We start from the raw sequence: 21,625 nt of genomic DNA on the forward strand, positions 1-21,625 counted from the left end.
GATTACCGCTTGTTTTCGAGGACGGCCCATCCGATGCCACCAAGCCCAGCACAAACAGCCGGATAGAGGACGCCCGCGAGGATGATCGCGGCCGTGAGATCCGGGGCGCCGGTGGCGCCACCGACAGTGATCTCGAACAGCAGCCCACCGATCACCGTCACCACCAGATAGCCCGGCACCACGCTCAGCCCAGCGAGACCGCCGGCTGTGGGATCGGTGGCGGCCTGCTGTCGGGAGATGAGCGCGCCGGCCGCGATCAGGAGCACCACCGGAACCAGATACAACGCTGGCGTGAATCCGGTGTCACCACCGATGTAGGCCGTCGTCTGGCTCCCGAGAATCGGGATATCGAGGACGACATCCACGAAATGGGCGTTGTAGAACACCCAGCCGACCAACTCGTGGGTCGCCGGCGCGCCATCAAGCGTTTCGATGATCCGATTGAGCGGGGAGTCTCGGAGATTCGGTGCAACGAGGAGGTATGTGATCGCGTAGCCGACGACCCACGGAAGGGTACCGACGAGGCTGCCGGTCGCAATCGAGCGGGGAGTAATCGAGGGCATCAATCGCCTGATGTGTCCCAGCGGCAAAAGGAGTGGCCTTACTGTCTCGTGATTCGTTGGCGGCGCGGTTGAGGCCAATGTGCGCCGATTGTCTCGCCACGTTTGGCAACTACTGACACCGAAACCGGCTGTCATAAGACCTTTATTCCGGCTAATTAGATATCATTACACGATGTCAGCAGACTTCCCAGAGTACCTCGATGTCGATTACACCGACGGCGAGGGCGAAGATCCAGCCGACTATCCGCAGTTACCCGATAAGATCGAAAAAGCCATCGACGTGACCAAAGCCGGCCTCGAACAGTACGAGAATCCGGCGGTCATGTGGACCGGCGGCAAAGACTCGACGCTGACGCTGTATTTCATCAACCAGGTCGCCGAAAAGTACGGCTACGACAAGCCGACGGCGGTCTTCATCGACCACTACCAGCACTTCGATGAGATCACCGACTTCATCGAACACTGGGCCGAGGAGTGGGATATCGACCTCGTCTACGCCCGCAACGAGGACGTGGGCGCGTACGTCGATGAACACGGCCTCGAACCCGGCGACGACATCCCGATCTCGGAACTCTCCGAGCACAACCAACACCACGTGCGGGAGATCCTCGAATACGAGGACGAAACCTTCCCGTTCCTGCTGGACACCTACGTCGGCAACCACCTGCTGAAGACGGTCGCGCTCAACGACGCCCTCGAAACCCACGACATCGACGGTGTCATCTCCGGCGTCCGCTGGGACGAACAGGAGGCCCGCGCCGACGAGACGTTCTTCAGCCCACGACACGACCCCGACATCTACCCACCCCACGACCGCGTCCAGCCGATCCTCCAGTTCGACGAAAGCGACGTGTGGGGCGTATTCTGGAACTACGTCGTGCCGGACACCGTTGAGGCGTTCCCGGATGACGGCTACGTGCCGGAATCGGCCGACGACCTGCCGGACGGCGTCGAGCAGGACGACGTGCCGATCTCCCCGAAATACTTCGCCGGCTTCCGGAGTCTCGGCAGCGAAGTCAGCACCGAAAAGACGACCGACGAGCCCGCGTGGCTGCAGGATCTCGACAACACGACCGAACGCGCCGGTCGCGCCCAGGACAAGGAAGACTTGATGGAGCGACTGCGCGATCTCGGCTACATGTAGACGACGGCCGAACGGCGTTTCCGAGCGCGCGGTAGCGGTCAAACTGGTCAGCAGCATAACCCTTTTTTCTCATCTCGGTAAGGCTGACTGAATGTCAGATTCTGCGTCGACACAGACGGAAAAACTCTACATTGATGGAGCGTGGCAGGAGGGAAGCGAGACGATCGTTGTGTCCGATCTCGCAACCGACGGGACAGCCGGCCAGATCGCGGCGGCCTCACAACAGCAGGCCGACGACGCGCTGGCGGCAGCCGCGGCGGCCCAGCCGGCGATGGCAGAGACGACCGCCGTCGAACGCGCAGGGTGGCTTGAGACGATCGCCGACGCTGTCGAGGCCCGTGCCGAGGCGTTCACCGACACGATCGTCCGAGAGGCCGGCAAACCGATCTCCTCAGCCAGCGGCGCGCCGGCGGCGGCCGCCGAACGCTTCCGGTTTGCGGCCGCCGAGGCCCGCGATCTGGCGACAAACTACGGCGAGTACCGCGAGGGCGCGACCGCCGGCCACGAGGAGTGGACGGCTATCGTCAAACCCGAGCCGATGGGGACGGTGCTCTGTATCTCGCCGTACAACTATCCGCTCCAGACAACCGTTCTGCAGATTGCCCCAGCACTGGCGGCCGGCAATACGATCGTCCTCAAACCTTCCTCGAAGACCCCGTTGACCGCGGCGATACTGACCGATGTGATCACCTCGGCCGTCGACTTGCCTGATGGCGCGATCAACTTCGTGCCCGGCCACAGCAGCGAGATCGGCGACACACTGGCCGGTGACGACCGCGTTGACACCATCGCGATGACCGGCTCCTCGGGCGCTGGCCAGCACGTCGCCCGCGAGTCCGGCATGGTCAACCTCGTGATGGAACTCGGCGGCAACGCTCCGGCGATCGTGTTCCCGGATGCGACCCTCGCCGACGCGGCGGGCTCCTGTGCGGCCGGGTCATTCAAATTCGGCGGCCAGCGGTGTTCCGCGGTCTCTCGGGTACTGACCCACGAGTCGATCCACGACGAGATGGTCGAACAGCTTCGGCTGACAATGGATTCGTGGGTCGTCGGCGACCTCTTCCATGAGGACACCGACTTCGGGCCGCTTATCGACGTTGACCAGGCCAAAACGGTCGAGGAACTCGTCGACGACGCAGTCGACGCCGGCGCGGAGTTGATCGCCGGGGGCGACCGCGACGGCGCGTTCTACGAGCCGACGTTGCTGGCAAACGTACCCCACGACGCCCGGATCATCCACGAGGAGCAGTTCGGCCCTGTCGCCGCGGTCACCAGCTTTGCGGATGAGGCCGAGGCGATCGAACTCGCCAACGCCGGTGATCTCGCATTAGATGCCTCGGTGTTCACCACCGACCACGACCGAGCGATGCGGGTCGCCGAGGCCGTCGACGCCGGTGGGGTGCGGATCAACGGCGCGCCCTCCCATGGCTTGGGCGATATTCCCTTCGGCGGCAACGACGGCTCCGGAATCAACCGCGAGGGGATTCACGCCACCATCGAGCAGATGCTCCGCAAGAAGTCGATCATCCTGTAGCCGACCAAAGGGGGTATTACGCTCCCGGTTCTGCACCGGGGTATGACAGACGATTGGGTGAGCCTCTTTTCTGGCGGGAAGGACTCCTCGTGGGCGCTCTATCAGGCCCTTGCGGCGGGCCACAACGTGACGCGACTGCTGACCGTCCACCCCTCCGAGGACTCCTATATGTATCACGTCCCCGAGACACAACTCGCCAGTCTCGCCGCCGAGAGCATCGGCATCGACCTCATCGAAATTGATCCCGGCGATCTCGACGCCCACGAGGCGACTGACTCGGCCGCCCAAGGCGACGCCGAACTCGAACCGCTGGAAGAAGCCCTGACTGCTCTCGCCGACGACATCGACCTTGCGGGCGTCACCGCGGGTGCCATCGAAAGCGAGTTCCAGACCAACCGGATTCAGGGCATGTGTGACCGCCTCGGGATCGACCTCTTTGCGCCGCTGTGGCAGCGCGATCCCGAGGAACTCGCCGCCGAGATGCTGGATGCTGGTTTTGAGATCACAATCCTTCAGGTGGCGGCCTACGGGCTCGACGAATCATGGCTCGGCCGCACGCTCGACGCCGACGCTATCGACGACCTCAGAGAACTCAATGCGGAGTACGGCGTCCACCTCCTTGGCGAAGGCGGCGAGTTCGAGACCTTTGTCACCAATGGCCCACACATGGATCGGCGCATTGAGTTGGAGTACGACACAGAGTGGAACGGCGACAGCGGCCGCATCCGGATCACTGACGCGAAGCTAGTCGAGTAGCTGAGCCACGAAAAATCGATCCAGCGAACGTTTTTATGTGATACAGCTGTATCACAGTATATGAGCACCGAGAGCGAGCAGGGCGACGACCGGATGGCGAAAATCAACGTTCGGGTTCCGGAATCGCTCCTCGATCAGATCGACGCAGCATGGGAACAACGCGGCTACGCCAGCAAATCCGAGGCGATCCGTGACGCACTCCGTGAGTGGGCCAACGAGCCGGCAGCACTCTCCGAGGAGACACTGGCTGCACTTGAGACGAGCCGCGAGCAGGTCGACAACGGTGAGACAGTCTCGGCCGCGGAAGCGCGCGAACGATTAGGGCTCGATGACTGAGGTCAGCTACACCGAGAAAGCGATCGATCAGTTGGAAGATCTCGAAGCACAGACCGCGGATCGGATTCTGTCGAAGGTCGACGACGCAGCCGAGTGGCCGGATCACCACCTTGCATCACTGCGTGGGTTTCCGTACTACAAACTCCGAATCGGCGACTATCGTGCCATCATCTCGTGGGATCGCAACGACGAGAGCCTGCGTGTCGAAGCCGTCGGGCACCGGAGCACGATCTACGACCGACATCTTCCACCGTAACGACAGCACAACCGAACCGTACTGGCTGTGTTTTTGATCGTCGGCGATAGAGGGGTATACATGACCGATTCAACGCGTCGTGAACGACTGGCCGACCGCCTCGGCGAGGGGCCAGCGACCGCCAGCGAACTCGCCGACGAACTCGATACACCGGTCTCGACAATCTACACCGATATCCAACACGTCGCCCGATCGACACGCTACGCCGAACAACGGGAGTTCCTCGTCGCGCCACCGGAGTGTGTGAACTGTGGGTTCAGCGGCTACGATGATCCAATCAACTATCCCTCACGCTGTCCGGAGTGTCGCAGCGAAAATATCGAGGAAGCCGTCTTCAAAATCGACGCGGAATAACGGAAAACGGTTGTGACGCGCCGGCGTGCCGGTTAGGCCGTCGCTTCGATCCCGAGTTCAGCTAGGAGTGTCTCGGCGGCCGCCCCGGAGGAGCCCGGACCGCGGGCGGTGATTAGATCGCCGTCGATGGTGACACTGGTGTCGGCATCGAGTTCAGCATCCCAGTTCGCGCCGGCGGCGATAACCTCATCTTCGACCCAATAGGGGAGTTTCCGGCCATCATCCATCAGGTCGTGGTCATCGACGATCCCCTCCTCCCACTCGTTGGGGAAGCCGGTCACATCGCGGCCGTCGACAAGATACTCGCCGTCATCGGTGCGGGTGAAGCCGAGCAGCCCGACAGCGTGACAGACGACGAGCGCGGTGCCCTCGTCGCCAGCGACGGCGTCGGCCAGCAGATCGCGGGCGTGGCGATCCGTATTCACGTCCCACATCGTCCCGTGACCGCCGGGGAAAACGACAGCATCGTAGTCCGCGGCGTCGACAGTGGTGATCGAGACGGGGTTCTGGAGGCGCTCGTCGGAGCCGTCGCATTCCAATACCTGTTCGGCGAGTTCCTCGCCGACCTCCGCGGGATCGACCGACCGCTCATCGACGACCGGCGGCTCGCCGGTCGGCGTCGCCACATCAACCTCGACGCCGGCGTCATCAAGCCGGAGCAGTGGTTCGATACATTCTTCGCCCCAATAGCCGCGCTCGCTAACGACGAACAGTGCGTTTGCCATCACGAGGTGTATGTACTCAGGCGTAAAAAGCGGCGGTGCAGCGTGACTGACAGCTTTGTCGGAACGGCAGAACGCGCCGATGTGCGGATGCAGTGGCCGAAACGACTGAGCCGGACAGCATGACCCGTTAGGCGTTCGGCACCGCAGCGTCGAGTTCCTCGCGGGCTTTCTCAAGTTCGGTCTGGACGACAAACGTCGCGTCGCTGCCGTGATCAACCGCGGCCTCAAGGGCGCGTTTGGTGCCGATCTGCCGGAGGGCCCAGGCGGCTTGGGCGCGGACGTTCGCGTCATCGTCGGCTTTCAGCGTCTCCGACAGCGGCTTGATCGCGCGGGTATCGCCGATGAGACCCAGCGCGCGGGCGGCCTGCGGACGAACCACGTCGTTGTCCATCAGCAGTTTGTCGGCCAGCGGCTGGACGGCGCGGTCGTCGCCGATCTCACCGAGCGCCCGGAAGGTGACCTTCTGGAGCGGCGCGTCGCTGTCGGCGTCGACGTACTCGATCAGCGTCTCGACGGCCTCGGTCGCGCCCATCTTGCCGAGAATCCGAATGGCGGGTTTGTCTCGCTTTTCGGCGCGGGCGAGCATCGTCTCGATGGCCTCATCGGTCGCGGCGACCGGCCCCATGCGTTCGAGGGCGTCGAGACAGTGTTCCTCCATGAAATCCGAATCGAGACTGTCGAGAGCCATGAGAACCATGTCCGTGTTGCCACGCTTTTCATGTTCTTTGAGGGCGGCCCACTCCATCGGGTAATCCTTGGTGTGGCCGAGGACATCATAGTAGCCCTCCGACTGCAGGGTCTCCCGCACCGAGAGGTCGGCCCACTCTTGGGCGGCCTCAATGTCGCTGTCGAGCGCGTCAGTTGCCTCAACCAGCGCGGCGATGGTTTCGTTGTCAGCATCGGGGTCGAGGCCGGCTGCCTCGACTGCCGCCCCGACGGTATCGAGCGTCGTGGTCGCCTCGGCGAACGTCGCCGGTGATTCCGCCTCGACGTCAATCTGCTCGGCGACGGCGTCAACAAACGACCCGACGGCGTCAACAACTTCGCCCTCTCCTTGTTCAGTCCAGTCGCCGTCGTCGATGGCGGCTGTCGCCGCCTCGATAGCGTCAGTTACGTCCTCGGCGTAGGGGCCACGCGCCGCTTCGAGGTCATCGCGGAGGTCAGCAAGCTGGGAGCGAGCTTCCTCGTGAGGATCGTCGGGGTCGTCTTCGTCGTCCTCGTCAGCCTCCGGCACTGGCGGGAGGTCAGCCTCGATGGCGTCAAGCGTCGCTGCTACGTCGTCGAGGTCGGCTTCTGTTGCTGCGGCATCGAGTGCCTCAGCGGCGGCCTCACAGCGTTCGTCAAGATCCTCGGTTGTGGCCAACTCACCGGCGTCGGCGTCAGCCGCATCCTCGGCGTCGACCTCGTCGGCGTCGGTCGGATCGTCATCGCCGTTGCTCATATGTCACACACTGCGGGCGATAGTCAAAAGAGCGTTTCCATTCGTGGGTTGGCAGGCTATCGCTCGCGGACGACAACAAACTCGGCGAGATCACGGAGATACGCTACAGCGTCGGTCTCCGGGAGGTCGACGCCGTCGAGGGCCTCCAAGGCGAGATCGGACTGTTTGCGGGCGCGCTGATCGGCCTCCTCGGGGGTGAGATCGGTGATCTGGATCAGCGAGGGCCGATCCATCGTCTCGTCTTGGCCCGCAGGCTTACCGAGATCGGCGGTGCTGGCGGTCGCATCCAACACGTCGTCTCGGATCTGGAAGGCGACGCCGACCCGCTCGGCGTACTCGCCGAAGGCGTCGACCGTCTCCGCGTCGGCTTCGCCGGCGACCGCCCCGAGTTCCGCCGAGGCCCGAAACAGCGCGCCCGTTTTCCGCCGGGCCAAGGTCATATACTCGGCTTCGGTTGTCGGCTTTGCGGCGAGTTCGGTGCCTTCGCCCTCCCCGAGTTCGACCATCGCATCGGCAACGATCTCCATGGCGCGGTCATTGTCAGCAAACAGCGCGAAGGCTTCTCCGAGGAGGCCGTCGCTGGCGATGATCGCCGGCCCGTAGCCGTATTCGGCCCACGCACTCGGCGTTCCCCGACGGGTATCCGAGCGGTCGATGATGTCGTCGATGACCAAGGAGGCATTGTGGACGAGTTCGATGCCGGCCGCGAAATCGACCGCCTGCTCGCGGTCGCCACCGACAGCTTCACACGAGAGGATCGTCACCGCCGGCCGTACCCGCTTGCCGCCGGCGAGGACAACATGCCCGAGTTGGTCGCCTAAGGCGTCGGGATCGGCGGCCTCGATGACCGCCTCCAGCCGGTCGTTGACCAGCCCCACCCGACGCTCCAGATACTCCATACAGTCGGTAGGTGAGCGTCAGCAAAGTAGGTGACGAAACCACGAACCACCTCGCTGAGCCCGCGAGTGATGCCTCATAAAAGCGGGGATCGGAATCAGCGCGGCGGAGCGTCGGAATCGGAATCTGTCGAGGGATCGCCAGCACCGTCATCAGCAGTCCCGGTCGCGTCGTCGCCGTCAGCACCGCCGCCGGTCGCGTCGACACCCGGCAGCGTGATCAGATTCTCGCGGCCGATCCGGAGCTTCGAGATCCGCTCCTCGTCAGCCATCGACGACAACAGCTGTGAGACCTTTGCATCCGACCAGTCGGTCTCCTCGACAATCGCGGCCTGTCGCATCCGCCCGCCGTTGCGCTCAAGCAGGCGTTCGACCCGCTCATCATCGGCCAACAGCGAGAGATCTTCGTCGGGCGGATCGGCCGCAGCCGACTCCTCGATCGTCGCAGCCCCGGCTGTGTCAGGATCGTCGCCGTCGCCCGGGAGGACGCGGTCGCGGACAGCGATACGATCGTTGCGGCGCAGCAGGACGGCAAGCGCGATAATCACCGCCGCAATGATCACGGCGATGCCGACAAACCGCAGTGAGCCGGCCCCAAGCACCGACTCCTCGAAGGTGATGCGGATGTGATCATCGGGACTGAATCGCCGTGGCCCTTCGAGCTCGACAGTGTTGTCGGCAAACGGGACGTTTGCGCTCGTGATCGCGTAGCCGCGGGGCGTGGTGATCCGGAGTACCTGATTCTCGCTGAGTGTCGAGAGCCACGTGCCATCGGGCGTCGACAGCGCGTCGTTGAAGATGAGTCGCTCCTCGCCCGCGTCGGCAAGGAAGTTCGTCCACGTGAACGACAGCTCAAGCCGACCGGTCGTCCCGCGTCGAACCGCGTCGTAGCTCGGGTTCTCGACGCTCATCTCTCGGCCGGTGGCCTCGCTGGCGCGGGCTGCGAGATTCGCATACAGTGAGGCACTCGGGCCAAACTCAGCCTCGCCGTCTCGGTAGGCGGCCGCGAGGTCGGCAAAAGCAGCCTGTTGGTCGTCGGTACGGAGGTCGTAGGTGACCGTCACCGTCCAGTCGGCACTCCGGTCGGGCTGGAGGGCGAGTTCGAAGGTTGTCGTTGGCTCAGCAACACCCTCGGCGGCAAGCGCGCCATCCGGAGCGGTCGCTTGGGCGACCGGCGGAACCGGGGTGCTGGCAGCCGTCGTATCGACCGACGTGGCCGCGGCAGTGTCGCTTGGAACAGCGGCCACGGCGGCTGGAGGGGCGAGGGCGAGGCACACGAGGAAGACCACCCCGAGGGCTACAAACCGCATTACCGGAGCCTCACAGTCGCCGCGGAAAACGCTTTCTATCACACCGACTGTGTGACAGGTGCCCGCCAACCCCCGTCGCCTGTAGATGGATTTTTGTCGATCCGGCAGAGAGTCCCGACGAATGAGAGCCCTCCCGCTGTTCCTCGCCGCGCTGTTGGTCACAGCGACGGTCGGTGCCGGCGCGATGGTACCCGCCGAGAGCGATGCCGCCGGTGTGTCGGCTGCCACGACCGCCACAGCCACAGCAGCACCGCTGCAGGTCACGGCTGGCGGCGACCGCACAACCGAGACAGCGAACGCGACCCCACGAAACGTGTTGCCACTGCGAGCAGGGACGATCGATCGAAGCAGTCTGCGTCGCCACCACGTCGACATCGGGCCGGCCGCGGGCTTCGAGACTGCCGCCGCAACGGATGCGCTTGCCACCGGGGCGATCGAACAGAATCTCTCCGCAGAGAGTGTTGAGACCGATCGCCTTGCCGCCAGCGTCGACGCGATGGCAGCGACCGCCGACCGACTCCGCCAGCGAGAAGCCGACGCCATCACCGCCTTCGCCGCTGGTGACCGTGACCCGGAACCCCTCCTCGAAGAATTGGTGCTGATCAGCCAGACCGCTGATCGGCTTCGTGATCGCGTGGATGTGATCGACGCACGGATCGAAGCCACCGCCAGAGATGATCAACGCGCGCTGTCGGATCGACTCACCACCATCGATTACGAGCTTCGGATGCTCGATGGGCCGGTGCGGGCCTACGCCGCCGACGTGTTCAGCGGTGAGCGACCGGCCGGTCGGGTGTCGATCCAGGCCGGGCCGGAGAACTTCGAGCTCACAGCGATCGACGACGGTTCCTACCTCCGAGAGGCCTACCGATTCGACAACCGCGCGACCGGCGGCCAGATCACCGCGGCGACCGCCGAGGATATCGTCGCCGACCAGTATCCGTGGTTCTGGGAGCGACGCAGCGGCGGCACCTGGAGTATCGGTGGGCCGGGCTCGCTGTCGCTCGTGTCGATCGAGATCGATGAGGGCTCGTTACAAACGTTCATCGATGGGACGACCGAGCAACGCTTCGTCGAACACCAGCAGATTGCGCTGGATGAGATCGTTCCCGTGACACGAACGACGAAACGACAGGATGGGTTGGCCGTGACCGTCGAGCGCACCTACGTCGGCGGCCCGCTGGATGTGCGCGTCGTCGACGCCGACACCGGCCAACCGGTCGCCGCCGATGTGTCGATCGGGCAAAACGGCCAGGAAAGCGTCTTCGTCGGGTCGACAAGCGACGGCGGCGACGTGTGGACGCTGACACCGCGAGGGACGTTTACGCTCACGATCCTTGCAGAGGATGACTCCGCGGCGTTCGTGGAACTCACCCCGCAGGACGCCGATAGCGTCCTGTAGCTCTCGTTGAGCATTGGTATCAACAGATACTCGTTGTCCTCGTCGACGAGGATGTGCCGTTCGACACCACCGGCTCAGGCAGCCTCGAAACCGTCCTCGAAGACGAACGTGCCGTTCCGCTGGACGACCTCGCCGTCGAATTCGAGCCGGGCGTTCTCGCTCATGTCGACGATCATGTCGACGTGTTCGGCTGATTCGTTGACCACGTTGTCGTCGCCGACGGTCTCGGGGTAGGCCGCGCCGACCGCAAGATGCACCGTCTCACCCATCTTCTCGTCGAACAGCATGTTGTAGGTGAACTGATCGATCGCGCGGTTCATCCCGATGCCGAGTTCGCCGAGGCGGTTCGCGCCGTCGTCGGTGTCGAGGATCTCGGTCAACAGTTCCTCGTTGCGGCCCGCGCTGTGGGCGACGACCTCGCCGGCCTCGAAGGTGAGTCGCACGTCACGGATCTCTCTGCCCTGCCGGTAGAGCGGCATATCAAAGTGGATCTCGCCGTCAACGCTGTCGACGACGGGGGCGGTGAACACCTCGCCACCGGGGAGGTTCTTCTCGCCGTAATCGTTGAGCGCGTGGTTGCCGGCGACCGATAGCGTCAGGTCGGTTTCCTCGCCGGCAGCGATGCGAACCTCGTCGGCATCCTCAAGTCGGTCGGCCATCTGGGCCTGAAACTCGCGTTGGGCGTCCCAGTCGAGACCCACGGCGTCCCAGACGAAATCCTGGTAGGCCTCGGTGCTCATCCCGGCGAGTTGGGCGTGGCCGCTGGTCGGGTACTGGGTGAGACACCAGCGTTTCGAGAGCCGTTCCTCCTGGACGGGCTTGTAGGCGCGTTTGAACGCCGCATTGTTTGCGGGCGGCACATCGCTGGTCTCGGTGACGTTCGCGCCGCCGCGGGCGATGATGAAGGCGTCCGTTTCCTCGTAGAAGGCGAGTTGGTGGTCGGGCGTCTCGTACTCCTCGCCGGCCGCCCGGAGGTACGCCCGGGAGGCGCGATCGGAGTGGGTGAGCCAGACGGGGATCGCGCCGATGTCGCCACACTGCTCGTAGAGGGCGACAGCGAGATCCTCGGCCTCGGGTGGGAGTTGGATGACGACACGGTCGCCGGCCGCCAGATCGACCGCGTGGTCGACGATGGTGGCGGCGTGCTCGCGGATGCGTGGATCCATACCGGTGTGTGGGTCGCCCGGTGGAAAAGCGTCATCGATCAATGGGTTCGGAGGAAACGAGATCGGTTAGCGTTTTGACAGCGACAACATGGCTGGAAGAAACACGAGAAACGAAAACACAGTCTCTATTGAAACACTCAGAAACGGATACGAACCGGGTACTGAATACAGAGAATCGATTTAGCATTCGAATGGCGTTGATTCTACCTTACCACTTAGGGGTTAATTGTATGAAGATAAATTCACAGAACAAACCTTGTAGCAAGCAGACCTCCCGTCAATGTAGTTATTATAAGATAACACAAAAATTTCGAAATATCCGATGGCCCGAAATGTGTGGTTGGATGCCTAAATTCGTCAGCTTTGTTTAATACTTGATTCGGTAGTATCTAATCCGAATCATACTCTTGATCTTCCGTCTCTGGTAGTTGGAAAAAGTCGTTTGCCTCAAACTCTTGATCATCCATAGCCATGATTTCCGTTGTTAGTTGCATGGCAGCAGCGACGTATACTCGCCCCTCGTTTTTTAGGTCAAACTGGTTTCTTACGTACAGAAACACGAGCGTAGCCACAATCAGAATAAATGACGTATATAGGATATCATACGCAATCTCATTTGGACCCCGTAATTGGATCGGCAGTAGTGTTCCCGCAAACAAGACATACAGAGCGACTCCCGCCCATGCTGATTTCTCTTTATGTTCATGATAGTTGTTGTAGTGCTCTCTGATATCCTGTAGATACTCGATTGCATCCTGTTTGGTTGTCATATATTAGAAATTCACCCCATGTCATATATTAGAAATTCACCCCATGGAAGAATGTCGTTAGGTTACAAACGTACGGCTAATAAAATAACAATTACGCTAGTGATATCTATCAATTACTGCTCTCTTTGGGACCTCGTTTTAGATATAGACTGGTCACTGTGAACTCAATCACCGACGCGCGCTATGCGGAACTCGCGCTCTGTATTCAGCAGTTGGCGAATCATTCTACCCAGTCGTTGATAGAGAGCCAAGTGACCGGTAGAGAGAAGCGATGCAGCCCGACGACTATTTTTAGGGTGGGAATTAGTGGTCGAGGATGACGAGCCGACCAGCGCGGTGTTCGTCGTCGAACACCCGTTGCACGAGCCGTATATGGCGTGCCGGTTTCGAGTCGGCGAACTCCGTTCATTCGCGTTCAGCGATGGCACAGAATGGCGCACCTGTCGGTAAGATTCTCAAGCCAGTGTGGGAAGACGAGGGAGTTCATCGCCAGTTCGGCGTTGATACGCATAGTATGAGAGTACTGGAACTGAAATAAGAAACAGTTCTGTGAAGAGAATACCTCCCAAGTGAACAACGCCTGAAACCCCCCACAGGAGACTCAGTAACCGCGCGCTATCCGTGTTGAGTGCCCACAGATCTGCGAGTAAACAAACGAGGACGACGACCGCGACGAGAAGCCCGATCCCCAACGAGAGTGTTTGGAGAAGGAACCAGATAATGGAGATACCAGCAGTTGTGTCGGGTGATCGAGTCGTAAGGAAAAACGACTTCGACGCGAAATCGGAGATCAACGTCATCAAAACCACTATCGGGAAAAGAAGAATTCCGTACCACCACGGTGACTGTGACACGTCTCGTGGTTGCAGCTGAGTCGTATAAAATGAGCGAAATGTGGTATTCGGTTCGCTGGCCGTCCGCGGGGGCTATATCGGCGATGGATTCGCGGCGAACCGAGCGGTCGGGGCTCCGATTGTCAGCCTCACAGTGATTTGGATGAACCAACCAGGCAGTAGACTTCCGTAGTCAGCATACCAATAAGAACTACTCAACTGATGACAGTAGCCAAAACAATGAGCGACGAACCGGACGCCGAGCCGACACAGCAAGACGGCACGGAGCGGTCACTGTGCGAACTGGCAGGGATACTCACAGACGAGGAAGCCGAAGCGATGCGCACAGCGATTCGAGACCGAAGACAGCGAGACGCCGAGGCAGCAAATCGGGTTGTAGACCTACTAGACAGCTAACTGGTAGCCGCCATTTCTCAGCCGTCGTCGGAATGCTTTTAGCGAATCGTAGGCCAACACAGGCGTAATGAGTGATCTCGAAGCGGAGTACCGTCTCGATTATTTTGCGGAGGAGGATTTCGTCCGGAAGGAGTGTCCCTCCTGTGGGGCGCACTTCTGGACACGCGACCACGATCGAGAACTCTGCGGGGAGCCACCGTGTGAGGATTACCGATTCATCGGCGAGGAAAGCTTCGCGGAGCCACGGAGCCTCGAGGAGATGCGAGAGGCCTTCCTCTCGTATTTCGAGGACAACGGCCACGAGCGCATCACGCCCTACCCGGTCGCCGCCAACCGCTGGCGGGACGACGTGCTGTTGACGCAGGCGTCGATCTACGACTTCCAGCCGCTGGTCACCAGCGGGCAGACGCCGCCGCCGGCCAACCCGCTCTGTATCAGCCAGCCCTGTATCCGAATGCAGGATATCGACAACGTCGGCAAGACCGGTCGGCACACAATGGCCTTCGAGATGATGGGCCACCACGCGTTCAACGTTCGGGAGGACGCCGAGGAGGAGTACGCCTACGAGGGCGAAGTCTACTGGAAGGACGAAACCGTCGAATTCTGTGACGGCCTCTTCGAATCATTGGGTGCCGATCTTGAGGAGATCACCTACATCGAGGATCCGTGGGTCGGCGGCGGCAACGCCGGCCCGGCCATCGAGGTCATCTACAAGGGCGCGGAGCTGGCGACGCTGGTCTTCATGTGTATGGAGCAGGATCCCGACGGCGACTACGAGATGAAGGACGGCAACACCTACTCCTTCATGGACACCTACGTCGTCGACACCGGCTACGGGCTCGAACGCTGGACATGGATGAGCCAGGGGACGCCGACCGTCTACGAGGCGGTCTACCCCGAGATGATCTCGGTGCTCAAGGAACACGCCGGCATCGACCACACCGACAGCGAGGCCGAACTGATCCACCGCACCGCCAAGCTCGCCGGGCGGATGGATATCGACGAGGCCGAGGATATGGCGACCGCCCGCCGTGAGATCGCCGACCGCCTCGATGTCGATGTCGACCACCTCACCGCGCTGATGGAGCCACTAGAGGATATCTACGCCATCGCCGACCACTGCCGGGCGCTGGCGTACATGTTCGGCGACGAGATCGTCCCCTCGAACGTCGGCACCGGCTACCTCGCGCGGATGGTGTTGCGACGCACCAAACGCCTCGTCGACAACGTCGGGATCGACGCACCGCTGGACGAACTCGTCGACATGCAGGCCGAGCGACTCGGGTACGAAAACCGAGATACGATCCGGGAGATCGTCCGCACCGAGGAGGCCAAATACCGCGACACCCTGGAGCGCGGCGGTCGCAAGGTCGAACAACTGGCCGCCGAGTACGCCGACAGCGACAAGCCGATCCCGACCGAACAGCTGCTTGAGTTGTACGACTCCCACGGGATTCAGCCGGATATGGTCGCTGAGATCGCTGCCGACACCGACGCCACCGTCGAGGTGCCCGACGACTTCTACTCGCTGGTGGCCGCTCGCCACGACGACGCCGGCGACGACGGCGGCGATGCCGACCGCGACGAGCGGTTTGCCGACCTGCCCGAGACAGAGAAGCTCTACTACGACAATCAGGAGCGCACCGAGTTCGAGGCCGTCGTCATCGACGTCTTTGAGGCCGAGGATGGGTACGATGTCGTCCTCGATCAGACGATGTTCTACCCCGAGGGCGGTGGTCAGCCCGCCGACCACGGGACGCTCGCCAGCGATGAGACGGTCGCGGAGGTAACCGATGTCCAACTCGTCGACGACGTGGTGCTCCATCGCACCGACAGCGACCCCGGCAAAGGCGAGTTCGTCCGCGGACAGATCGACGCCGACCGCCGCCGACAGCTCATGGCCCACCACACCGCGACCCACATCATCGGCCACGCGACCCGCCAGGTCGTCGGCGACCACATCCGGCAGGCCGGAGCCCAGAAGAGCACCGATTCTGCCCGCCTCGATGTGCGACACTACGACCGGTTAGCCCGCGAGGACATCAAGGAGATCGAACGCGTCGCCAACGAGATGGTGCGGGCAAACCACTCGGTCAGCCAGGAGTGGCCCCACCGCAACGACGCCGAAGCCGAGTACGGCTTTGACCTCTATCAGGGCGGGATTCCGCCGGGAACCAACATCCGGCTCATCCACGTCGGCGACGATGTGCAGGCCTGCGGTGGCACCCACGTCAGCCGCACCGGCGAGATCGGCGCGATCAAGATTCTCTCGACAGAGCCGGTACAGGACGGGATCGAACGAATCACCTTCGCGGCCGGCGAGGCCGCAATCGAGGCAACCCAAGCCACCGAAGACTCGCTCTACGATGCGGCCGACGTACTCGATGTCAACCCCGAGGATGTCCCCGACACCGCCGAGCGGTTCTTTACCGAGTGGAAACAGCGCGGGAAGGAACTCGACCGGCTCAAAGATGAGCTCGCGGAGGTGCGGGCGACCGCCGGGGCCGAGGAGGTCGAAATCGACGGCCAGTCGGTCGTCGTCCAGCGACTCGACAGCGATATCGATGAGCTCCGGGCGACCGCTAACGCCCTCGTTGAGGAGGGCTCGGTCGCCGTCCTCGGCAGCGGCGCGGGCGGCAGCGCGCAGTTCGTCGTCGGCGTCCCCGACGACGCCGGGATCAACGCCGGCGAGGTCGTCAGCGAACTCGCGGGACGGGTCGGCGGCGGCGGTGGCGGCCCGCCGGATTTCGCCCAGGGTGGCGGCCCGGATGTCGACGCGCTCGACGACGCACTCGATGACGCGCCCGAAATCCTGCGCGGCGTGTTGAACGCTTGAGTGTGTCATAGAGTTGAATTGAAACAGTGATCCAAGATGCAGTCGGATGCTGTAGAAGACGGCATGCTGCCTTGACAACGCTCACCGTCCAGTCGGCCTCAAAGCGACCACATTGACTAGTAGGCGGCAGCGATATTTTTTGTTTTAGACAATACTATCTGTCCGCGACAGGAGTGAGGAGCACGGGTTGTATTTGTTCGATGTGAGTTATGAGCTATTTCAGGGGGTATTCTCGCGTGCTCAAACGGTTATTGTGTCCATAGAGCGCATATGGTCTCTTCGATTACGCAGTGCAGCAGGTTTAATACTGTGTAGCTAGTATTGTGCTTAAATCCCTATACTATGGACGACCACAACCGATCACGAGTCGGCCGAATTGTTGCAATAACGACACTATCAATACTGCTTATCATCGGAAGTACCGCTGGTATCGGAGCCGCTCAGTTCGTTCCTAGTGGCGACCCCGATCCAGAGGCGTATGTGCCAGAGCCAACGGTGGAGCCTGGAACAACGACGACGCTATCCGTGCAAATCGCAAACGATGCACATGTAAACACTGGTGCACCAGCGAGGCGTGACCGGGTTACTATGGCGCGGAACGTCGTTGTCAAACTCAACGCTGGTGGCACACCAGTGACAGTTGAGACGCCGGAGCACTCTATCGGATCGGTAAGTGAAAACGAACCGCGGTCAGTGCCGTTCAAGATTGATGTGCCTGAGAGTGCCAAACCAGGACAGTATGAGGCAACCGTGGACATCAGTTACTCATACACTGAAGCAATCGCGAGCAATACTGAGCGAGAACTAACCGAGACACGAACTGAAACGATCACCTTTGAAATCAGCGACGACCCACAGTTTGAACTAACGCGGGCCGATGATACGCAGTTGCGAGCCGATGAAACAAGTCTCTTCCCGGTAACTGTGGAGAATACCGGGGGTAAAGCTGCGGAGGATATCGCCGTGTCACTCTCCTCACAGAGCCCAGAAATTAGATTTGGTAGTGGGACAGGTGCTGTTTCACGCATCGATTCACTCGAACCGGGTGAGACGACAGAGGTCACCTACGAGGTCACGGTTGGATCGGGTGCTCCAGCGAGGTTATACAACCTCAACGGGCATGCTACATATACCGACAAACAGGGGATCGATGGCCGAGATGACGACCTCTCAGTCGGAGCCAAGGTTGGCCCACAGCGTAATGATTTCAACGTCGCTGTCGAAGATTCCACAGTCACAGTCGGTTCCGCTCGGCTAGTAGCGGTAACAGTAACCAACAACCGCGACCAGCGACTCACCGATATCCAAGCGAGTTTGGGTACGAGTGCCCCGCTTGATAGCGATGATGACGATGGCTATATCCCGTCACTTGACCCCGGTGAATCTGCGACTGTAACGTTTGGGCTATCCGCAACGACCGATGCCAACCCGAAAACCTACGCCGCAGACCTCGACTTCAGCTACGAGGACGAACGGGGCATCTCTCGGATGTCCGAAACATATCAGCTACCGGTTGATGTGACAACCGACGATGGCGTCCAGCTGCTCTCGATCATTCCCTTTGCGGGGGGTGGACTACTATTCGCAGGAGCAGCAGTGTACGCCCGGCGGCAACAGGAGATCCTCCCGTGGAGCTAACCATTGTGTCCCACGCTGTCGAAATAGTCGACACTAGTGACTCACCACCAGCAATACGCTATCGGTAATCTATGAGCGATCCATCGCAGCTACTTCGTGACGGGCTCGAACAACTCGGCCGGTTTGCCGCAACAAACCGCCGAACGGTGTTTAGCGCTGTTGCCGTCGTCGCGCTGCTGTCGCTCGTTGTGGCCGGAGCGTCCGTCCAGATGAGCCTGGGGATGGAGCTGTACATCGATGATGATTCACAGACGAATCAAAACTGGCAGGAGGTGAAAGCAGATGACAGCTTCGACGTTGGCAACAACGTCTTTGTCATGGTCGAAACAAATCATCTGTACAGTCCAGAGACAATACGCACGATTGATCGACTCGATCAGAGCTATGCCGACTCCGGAACGTTCTCAAGCGTTACCAGTCTCGCAGATGTAGTGCGACAGGGGAATGGCGGCACCATTCCGAACACAGAAAGAGGGGTTCGGCGATCAATCGACCGCGTCGAGTCGATGGGGACGAGTGCCGAAGCATTGGTCAACAATGTCAATCCCGATGATGAGACGGCACTGTTGGTTGCGACATACGGTGAGGCTGATGTCCCTGACGCAAATGATCAGTACTTCGGCTTCCTCCCGGGAACAGCAGCGGGATTCCTCACCGACACGGTGAATGATAAGACGGACGATGTGCAGATTCCGCCACACGTGGATGTCACTGTCACCGGCGCGCCGGTCTTCGAGAACGCGGCGTTCGGGCTAATGTTGCCGGAGATGATCCAACTGTTTGCGGTCGCCTTTGCGATTATCTTTACCGTCGTCTTCCTCGTGATGCGCGGTCGGTTGCGACATACCTGGAAGGTATTCCTGCCGGTTGGAACGGCCCTTGTCGCACTCGTCTATATGTTGGGCATGATGGGACTTGTCGGCTTCAACTTCAATGCGATCATGCTCGGTGTGTTGCCGATCGCACTGGGACTTGGGATCGACTTCAGTCTCCAGTTGCAGACGCGGTATATCGAGGAACGAGAGGCAGGCCGCCAACCTGTTGAAGCCGCTGCCGCCGCCGCGCGAGTAACAGGCAACACGCTGCTGTTGGCCATGGCAACAACCTCGATCGGGCTCGGCGCGTTGCTTGTCTCTGCAGTGCCACCGACCCGACAGTTGGGCGCCACCGCGGCGTTCGGTGTCATTGCGGCGACGGGCCTCTCGTTGACACTGCTTATCGCCTTGCTTGTCCACTTCGATACCGACGAGTATCCGGCCGAGCGGCAGGCGACAGACCCGTCGAACGACGGAGCATCGACAGCGACTGACGGCGGGAAGCAATCCACCGCCGAGCAGCCGCTGTTTGAGCGGGTTGTGGGCTATCTTGCCGACGGTATCTCCGCCTCACCGGTGCTCGTGGTGTTGCTATTGGTTGCGTCGATCGGCGGTGGGGCAATGGTGTATCACGATGTTTCAACGACCCAGGAGATGCTTGACTACTGGCCGGATATCGAGGAGCGTGATGATCTGACCTCCCTCGAAGAGACCGCTGAAAGCCCGAATGTCATGTATCTCGTTGTCGAGGGGCAGGACACATACTCACCAACAACGTTCCAACGGGCCGCAGAGTTTGAGTCCGCGATCGAAGATCATGAGGATGTCAACGCCGCGATGAGTCCCGTCACGGCCGTCGAGATGACACACGGAAGCATTCCACGCGATCGTGAGACCCTGCAGACGATCGTCGATAGACAGGTCGAATCAGAGCTGATGCCAATCGGCTCGCGGGCAGCGACGCCGAACCGGTTTTTGATTCAGTTGTTCGTCGCTGATATCGAGGGCAAGGAGGTTCGGCATCTTATCGACGATACGGAGGCGATCGCGGATCGCCATCTCCCAACCGAACGGACAGCAGTAACCGGGAAACCGGTTGTCAACCGAAACGTCATCGAGAACGTTACCTCCGGGCGCGACCCGATGACGGTGTTGAGCTTCGGGATGGCAACGCTGTTTCTGATTGTGGCGCTCCGGTCGGCTCGTGAGGCGGTGTTGCTCATCGTAAGCGTCGCGGTCAGTGCGGTGATGTTGATCTCGATGGCAATGTACGCGCTTGGCATTCCATGGAACCCCTTGACCGTGGCGACAGGGTCGATCGCACTGGGAGCCGGGATCACATACGGGATCCACGTTCACCAGCGGTTCAAGGAGGAGCTATACGTCCATAATTCCACGCCGGCAGAGGCGATGTGGGAGGCGATGGTACAGAAATCACGGCCGGTTGTCGGCTCCGGGGCGACCACGCTGTTTGGCTTCGGCGCGCTCGGCATCTCACAGTTCCCGGTACTCGCCAACTTCGGGATCGCCGTTGCCCTCGCGATGACATTCGCGCTTGTGACCGCGTTCGTGTTCCTGCCCGCAACAGCACTCCTACTGGCACGGTTGACAAACACCTACAAGGCCGTCTGATCAGCTGACAGCTCGGGAACCCGCACCGACGCAAAAAAGCCGATTCAGTCGTCGGCGCGGGCCTTGTTGAACCGGTCAGCCGGGAGTTTGAGATCGGCGAGATCATCCCGCTGTTCGAGGTTGTAGACGACCTCTAAGGAGTCGCTTTCTGGCTTGCCGTTACAGGAGAGTCGAATCCCTTCCTCGGTGAGTTCGTCGGGAAGAATGTGGTCGACGAGCTGGGAGAGTTCGCCATCAGTAACAGCGACCGCGCAGTTCGCACACGCCCCGCCCCGGCAGGCAAAGGGCCAAGCGTGGCCGCTGGCCTCAGCGGCGTCAAGCAAACTTTGCTCATCTTCAACGGTGAACTGGCCGTAATCGACCTCGTCGAGATCGGCGGCCGCGGCCTTCTCAAAGAGGTCGTCGTCATCAAGTGACCAGCCGTGGTCGGAAAGTACCGCGTAGTTGAGATAGGTGACCTCGGTATCAGGCTCCGGTTCGGGCTGTGGCTCTTGATCGACTGTCTCCGCGCCGAGGTCGTCGACGAAGGCCTCAGTGTCGTCGTCGACCTCGCCAGCCTGAATCGCCTCGTAGGCGTCTTTGACCCGTTTGAACTCAGCATCGCTGCCGCCGCGGTCGGGGTGGGTTTCCTTTGCCCGATGGCGGTAGGCCCGCTTGATTGTCTCGTCGTCAGCATCGCGGTCAACACCGAGCACCGCAAACGGATCCATTACTGTCAGATGGTAGGCGACAGACGGGGATTAAACGTTCGCTCACAGCCGATCGGTGCCGACGTTTCACACGCCCAACTCGGGAGTCGCG

At 61.2% G+C, this 21,625-nt stretch carries 19 protein-coding genes; 11 read left to right on the forward strand and 8 right to left on the reverse strand.

Annotated features, from left to right (window positions below; genetic code table 11):
• Positions 1-2: 2 nt before the first annotated feature.
• Positions 3-563 (reverse strand): hypothetical protein, encoded by a 561-nt coding sequence (locus DM826_RS06765; RefSeq protein ID WP_120102637.1) that lies wholly within the window; start codon positions 561-563, stop codon positions 3-5.
• A gap of 172 nt (positions 564-735) precedes the next feature.
• Here DM826_RS06765 and DM826_RS06770 point away from each other — a divergent pair, with 172 nt between their 5' ends.
• From DM826_RS06770 to DM826_RS06795, 6 genes are all read left to right on the forward strand, one after another.
• Positions 736-1,707, forward strand: coding sequence for a phosphoadenosine phosphosulfate reductase family protein (locus tag DM826_RS06770; protein WP_120102638.1), 972 nt, complete (start codon positions 736-738; stop codon positions 1,705-1,707).
• 91 nt (positions 1,708-1,798) lie between these two features.
• Positions 1,799-3,241, forward strand: coding sequence for an aldehyde dehydrogenase family protein (locus DM826_RS06775; protein ID WP_120102639.1), 1,443 nt, complete (start codon positions 1,799-1,801; stop codon positions 3,239-3,241).
• Positions 3,242-3,283: 42 nt separating this feature from the next.
• Positions 3,284-3,997 carry a diphthine--ammonia ligase gene (locus DM826_RS06780; RefSeq protein ID WP_120102640.1) on the forward strand — a complete coding sequence of 238 codons (714 nt, stop codon included), beginning with the start codon at positions 3,284-3,286 and terminating at the stop codon, positions 3,995-3,997.
• 60 nt (positions 3,998-4,057) lie between these two features.
• Positions 4,058-4,333 (forward strand): ribbon-helix-helix domain-containing protein, encoded by a 276-nt coding sequence (locus tag DM826_RS06785; protein WP_120102641.1) that lies wholly within the window; start codon positions 4,058-4,060, stop codon positions 4,331-4,333.
• Positions 4,326-4,589: a type II toxin-antitoxin system RelE family toxin gene (locus tag DM826_RS06790; RefSeq protein ID WP_120102642.1), complete on the forward strand. Its 264-nt coding sequence runs from the start codon at positions 4,326-4,328 to the stop codon at positions 4,587-4,589. Before DM826_RS06785 ends, DM826_RS06790 begins: the two co-directional genes overlap by 8 nt.
• 60 nt (positions 4,590-4,649) lie before the next feature.
• The gene (locus DM826_RS06795) at positions 4,650-4,943 is read left to right on the forward strand and encodes a transcriptional regulator (RefSeq protein ID WP_120102643.1); all 294 of its coding nucleotides are present in this window, start codon (positions 4,650-4,652) and stop codon (positions 4,941-4,943) included.
• Positions 4,944-4,975: 32 nt separating this feature from the next.
• Here the strand turns inward: DM826_RS06795 and DM826_RS06800 are convergent, their stop codons facing one another.
• From DM826_RS06800 to DM826_RS06815, 4 genes are all read right to left on the reverse strand, one after another.
• Complete coding sequence (locus DM826_RS06800; RefSeq protein ID WP_120102644.1) at positions 4,976-5,668, reverse strand: type 1 glutamine amidotransferase domain-containing protein; 693 nt, start codon at positions 5,666-5,668, stop codon at positions 4,976-4,978.
• Positions 5,669-5,795: 127 nt separating this feature from the next.
• Complete coding sequence (locus tag DM826_RS06805) at positions 5,796-7,109, reverse strand: HEAT repeat domain-containing protein (protein ID WP_120102645.1); 1,314 nt, start codon at positions 7,107-7,109, stop codon at positions 5,796-5,798.
• 56 nt (positions 7,110-7,165) lie between these two features.
• A complete protein-coding gene (locus DM826_RS06810) occupies positions 7,166-8,008 on the reverse strand; it encodes a polyprenyl synthetase family protein (RefSeq protein WP_120102646.1) in 843 nt (280 codons plus the stop codon).
• A gap of 95 nt (positions 8,009-8,103) precedes the next feature.
• Positions 8,104-9,315 carry a helix-turn-helix transcriptional regulator gene (locus DM826_RS06815; RefSeq protein ID WP_120102647.1) on the reverse strand — a complete coding sequence of 404 codons (1,212 nt, stop codon included), beginning with the start codon at positions 9,313-9,315 and terminating at the stop codon, positions 8,104-8,106.
• 121 nt (positions 9,316-9,436) lie between these two features.
• Here DM826_RS06815 and DM826_RS06820 point away from each other — a divergent pair, with 121 nt between their 5' ends.
• Positions 9,437-10,717: a DUF7094 domain-containing protein gene (locus DM826_RS06820; protein WP_120102648.1), complete on the forward strand. Its 1,281-nt coding sequence runs from the start codon at positions 9,437-9,439 to the stop codon at positions 10,715-10,717.
• A 74-nt stretch (positions 10,718-10,791) separates the two neighbouring features.
• On the opposite strand, the gene DM826_RS06825 is transcribed toward DM826_RS06820, so the two are convergent.
• Both DM826_RS06825 and DM826_RS06830 read right to left on the reverse strand, forming a co-directional pair.
• Entirely contained in the window at positions 10,792-11,883 is a 1,092-nt protein-coding gene (locus DM826_RS06825; RefSeq protein ID WP_120102649.1) for an aminopeptidase, read from the reverse strand.
• A 389-nt stretch (positions 11,884-12,272) separates the two neighbouring features.
• On the reverse strand, positions 12,273-12,653 hold the full coding sequence (locus DM826_RS06830; protein ID WP_120102650.1) for a hypothetical protein: 381 nt from the start codon (positions 12,651-12,653) through the stop codon (positions 12,273-12,275).
• Between the two features lie 1,073 nt (positions 12,654-13,726).
• On the opposite strand from DM826_RS06830, the gene DM826_RS06840 reads away from it, so the two are divergent.
• The 4 genes from DM826_RS06840 to DM826_RS06855 all read left to right on the forward strand — a co-directional run bounded on the left by DM826_RS06840 (position 13,727) and on the right by DM826_RS06855 (position 20,824).
• Positions 13,727-13,903, forward strand: coding sequence for a hypothetical protein (locus DM826_RS06840; RefSeq protein ID WP_233735689.1), 177 nt, complete (start codon positions 13,727-13,729; stop codon positions 13,901-13,903).
• A 67-nt stretch (positions 13,904-13,970) separates the two neighbouring features.
• Entirely contained in the window at positions 13,971-16,739 is a 2,769-nt protein-coding gene (alaS, locus tag DM826_RS06845; RefSeq protein ID WP_120102653.1) for an alanine--tRNA ligase, read from the forward strand.
• 588 nt (positions 16,740-17,327) lie between these two features.
• Complete coding sequence (locus tag DM826_RS06850; RefSeq protein WP_165853266.1) at positions 17,328-18,377, forward strand: COG1361 S-layer family protein; 1,050 nt, start codon at positions 17,328-17,330, stop codon at positions 18,375-18,377.
• Positions 18,378-18,448: 71 nt separating this feature from the next.
• Entirely contained in the window at positions 18,449-20,824 is a 2,376-nt protein-coding gene (locus DM826_RS06855) for an efflux RND transporter permease subunit (RefSeq protein ID WP_120102655.1), read from the forward strand.
• A gap of 44 nt (positions 20,825-20,868) precedes the next feature.
• Here DM826_RS06855 and fer read toward each other — a convergent pair whose 3' ends face one another.
• Positions 20,869-21,534 carry a ferredoxin Fer gene (gene fer, locus DM826_RS06860; RefSeq protein WP_120102656.1) on the reverse strand — a complete coding sequence of 222 codons (666 nt, stop codon included), beginning with the start codon at positions 21,532-21,534 and terminating at the stop codon, positions 20,869-20,871.
• Positions 21,535-21,625 lie beyond the last annotated feature (91 nt).

It is taken from the genome of Halonotius aquaticus (genome assembly GCF_003605575.1).
GTDB classification, from domain to species: domain Archaea; phylum Halobacteriota; class Halobacteria; order Halobacteriales; family Haloferacaceae; genus Halonotius; species Halonotius aquaticus.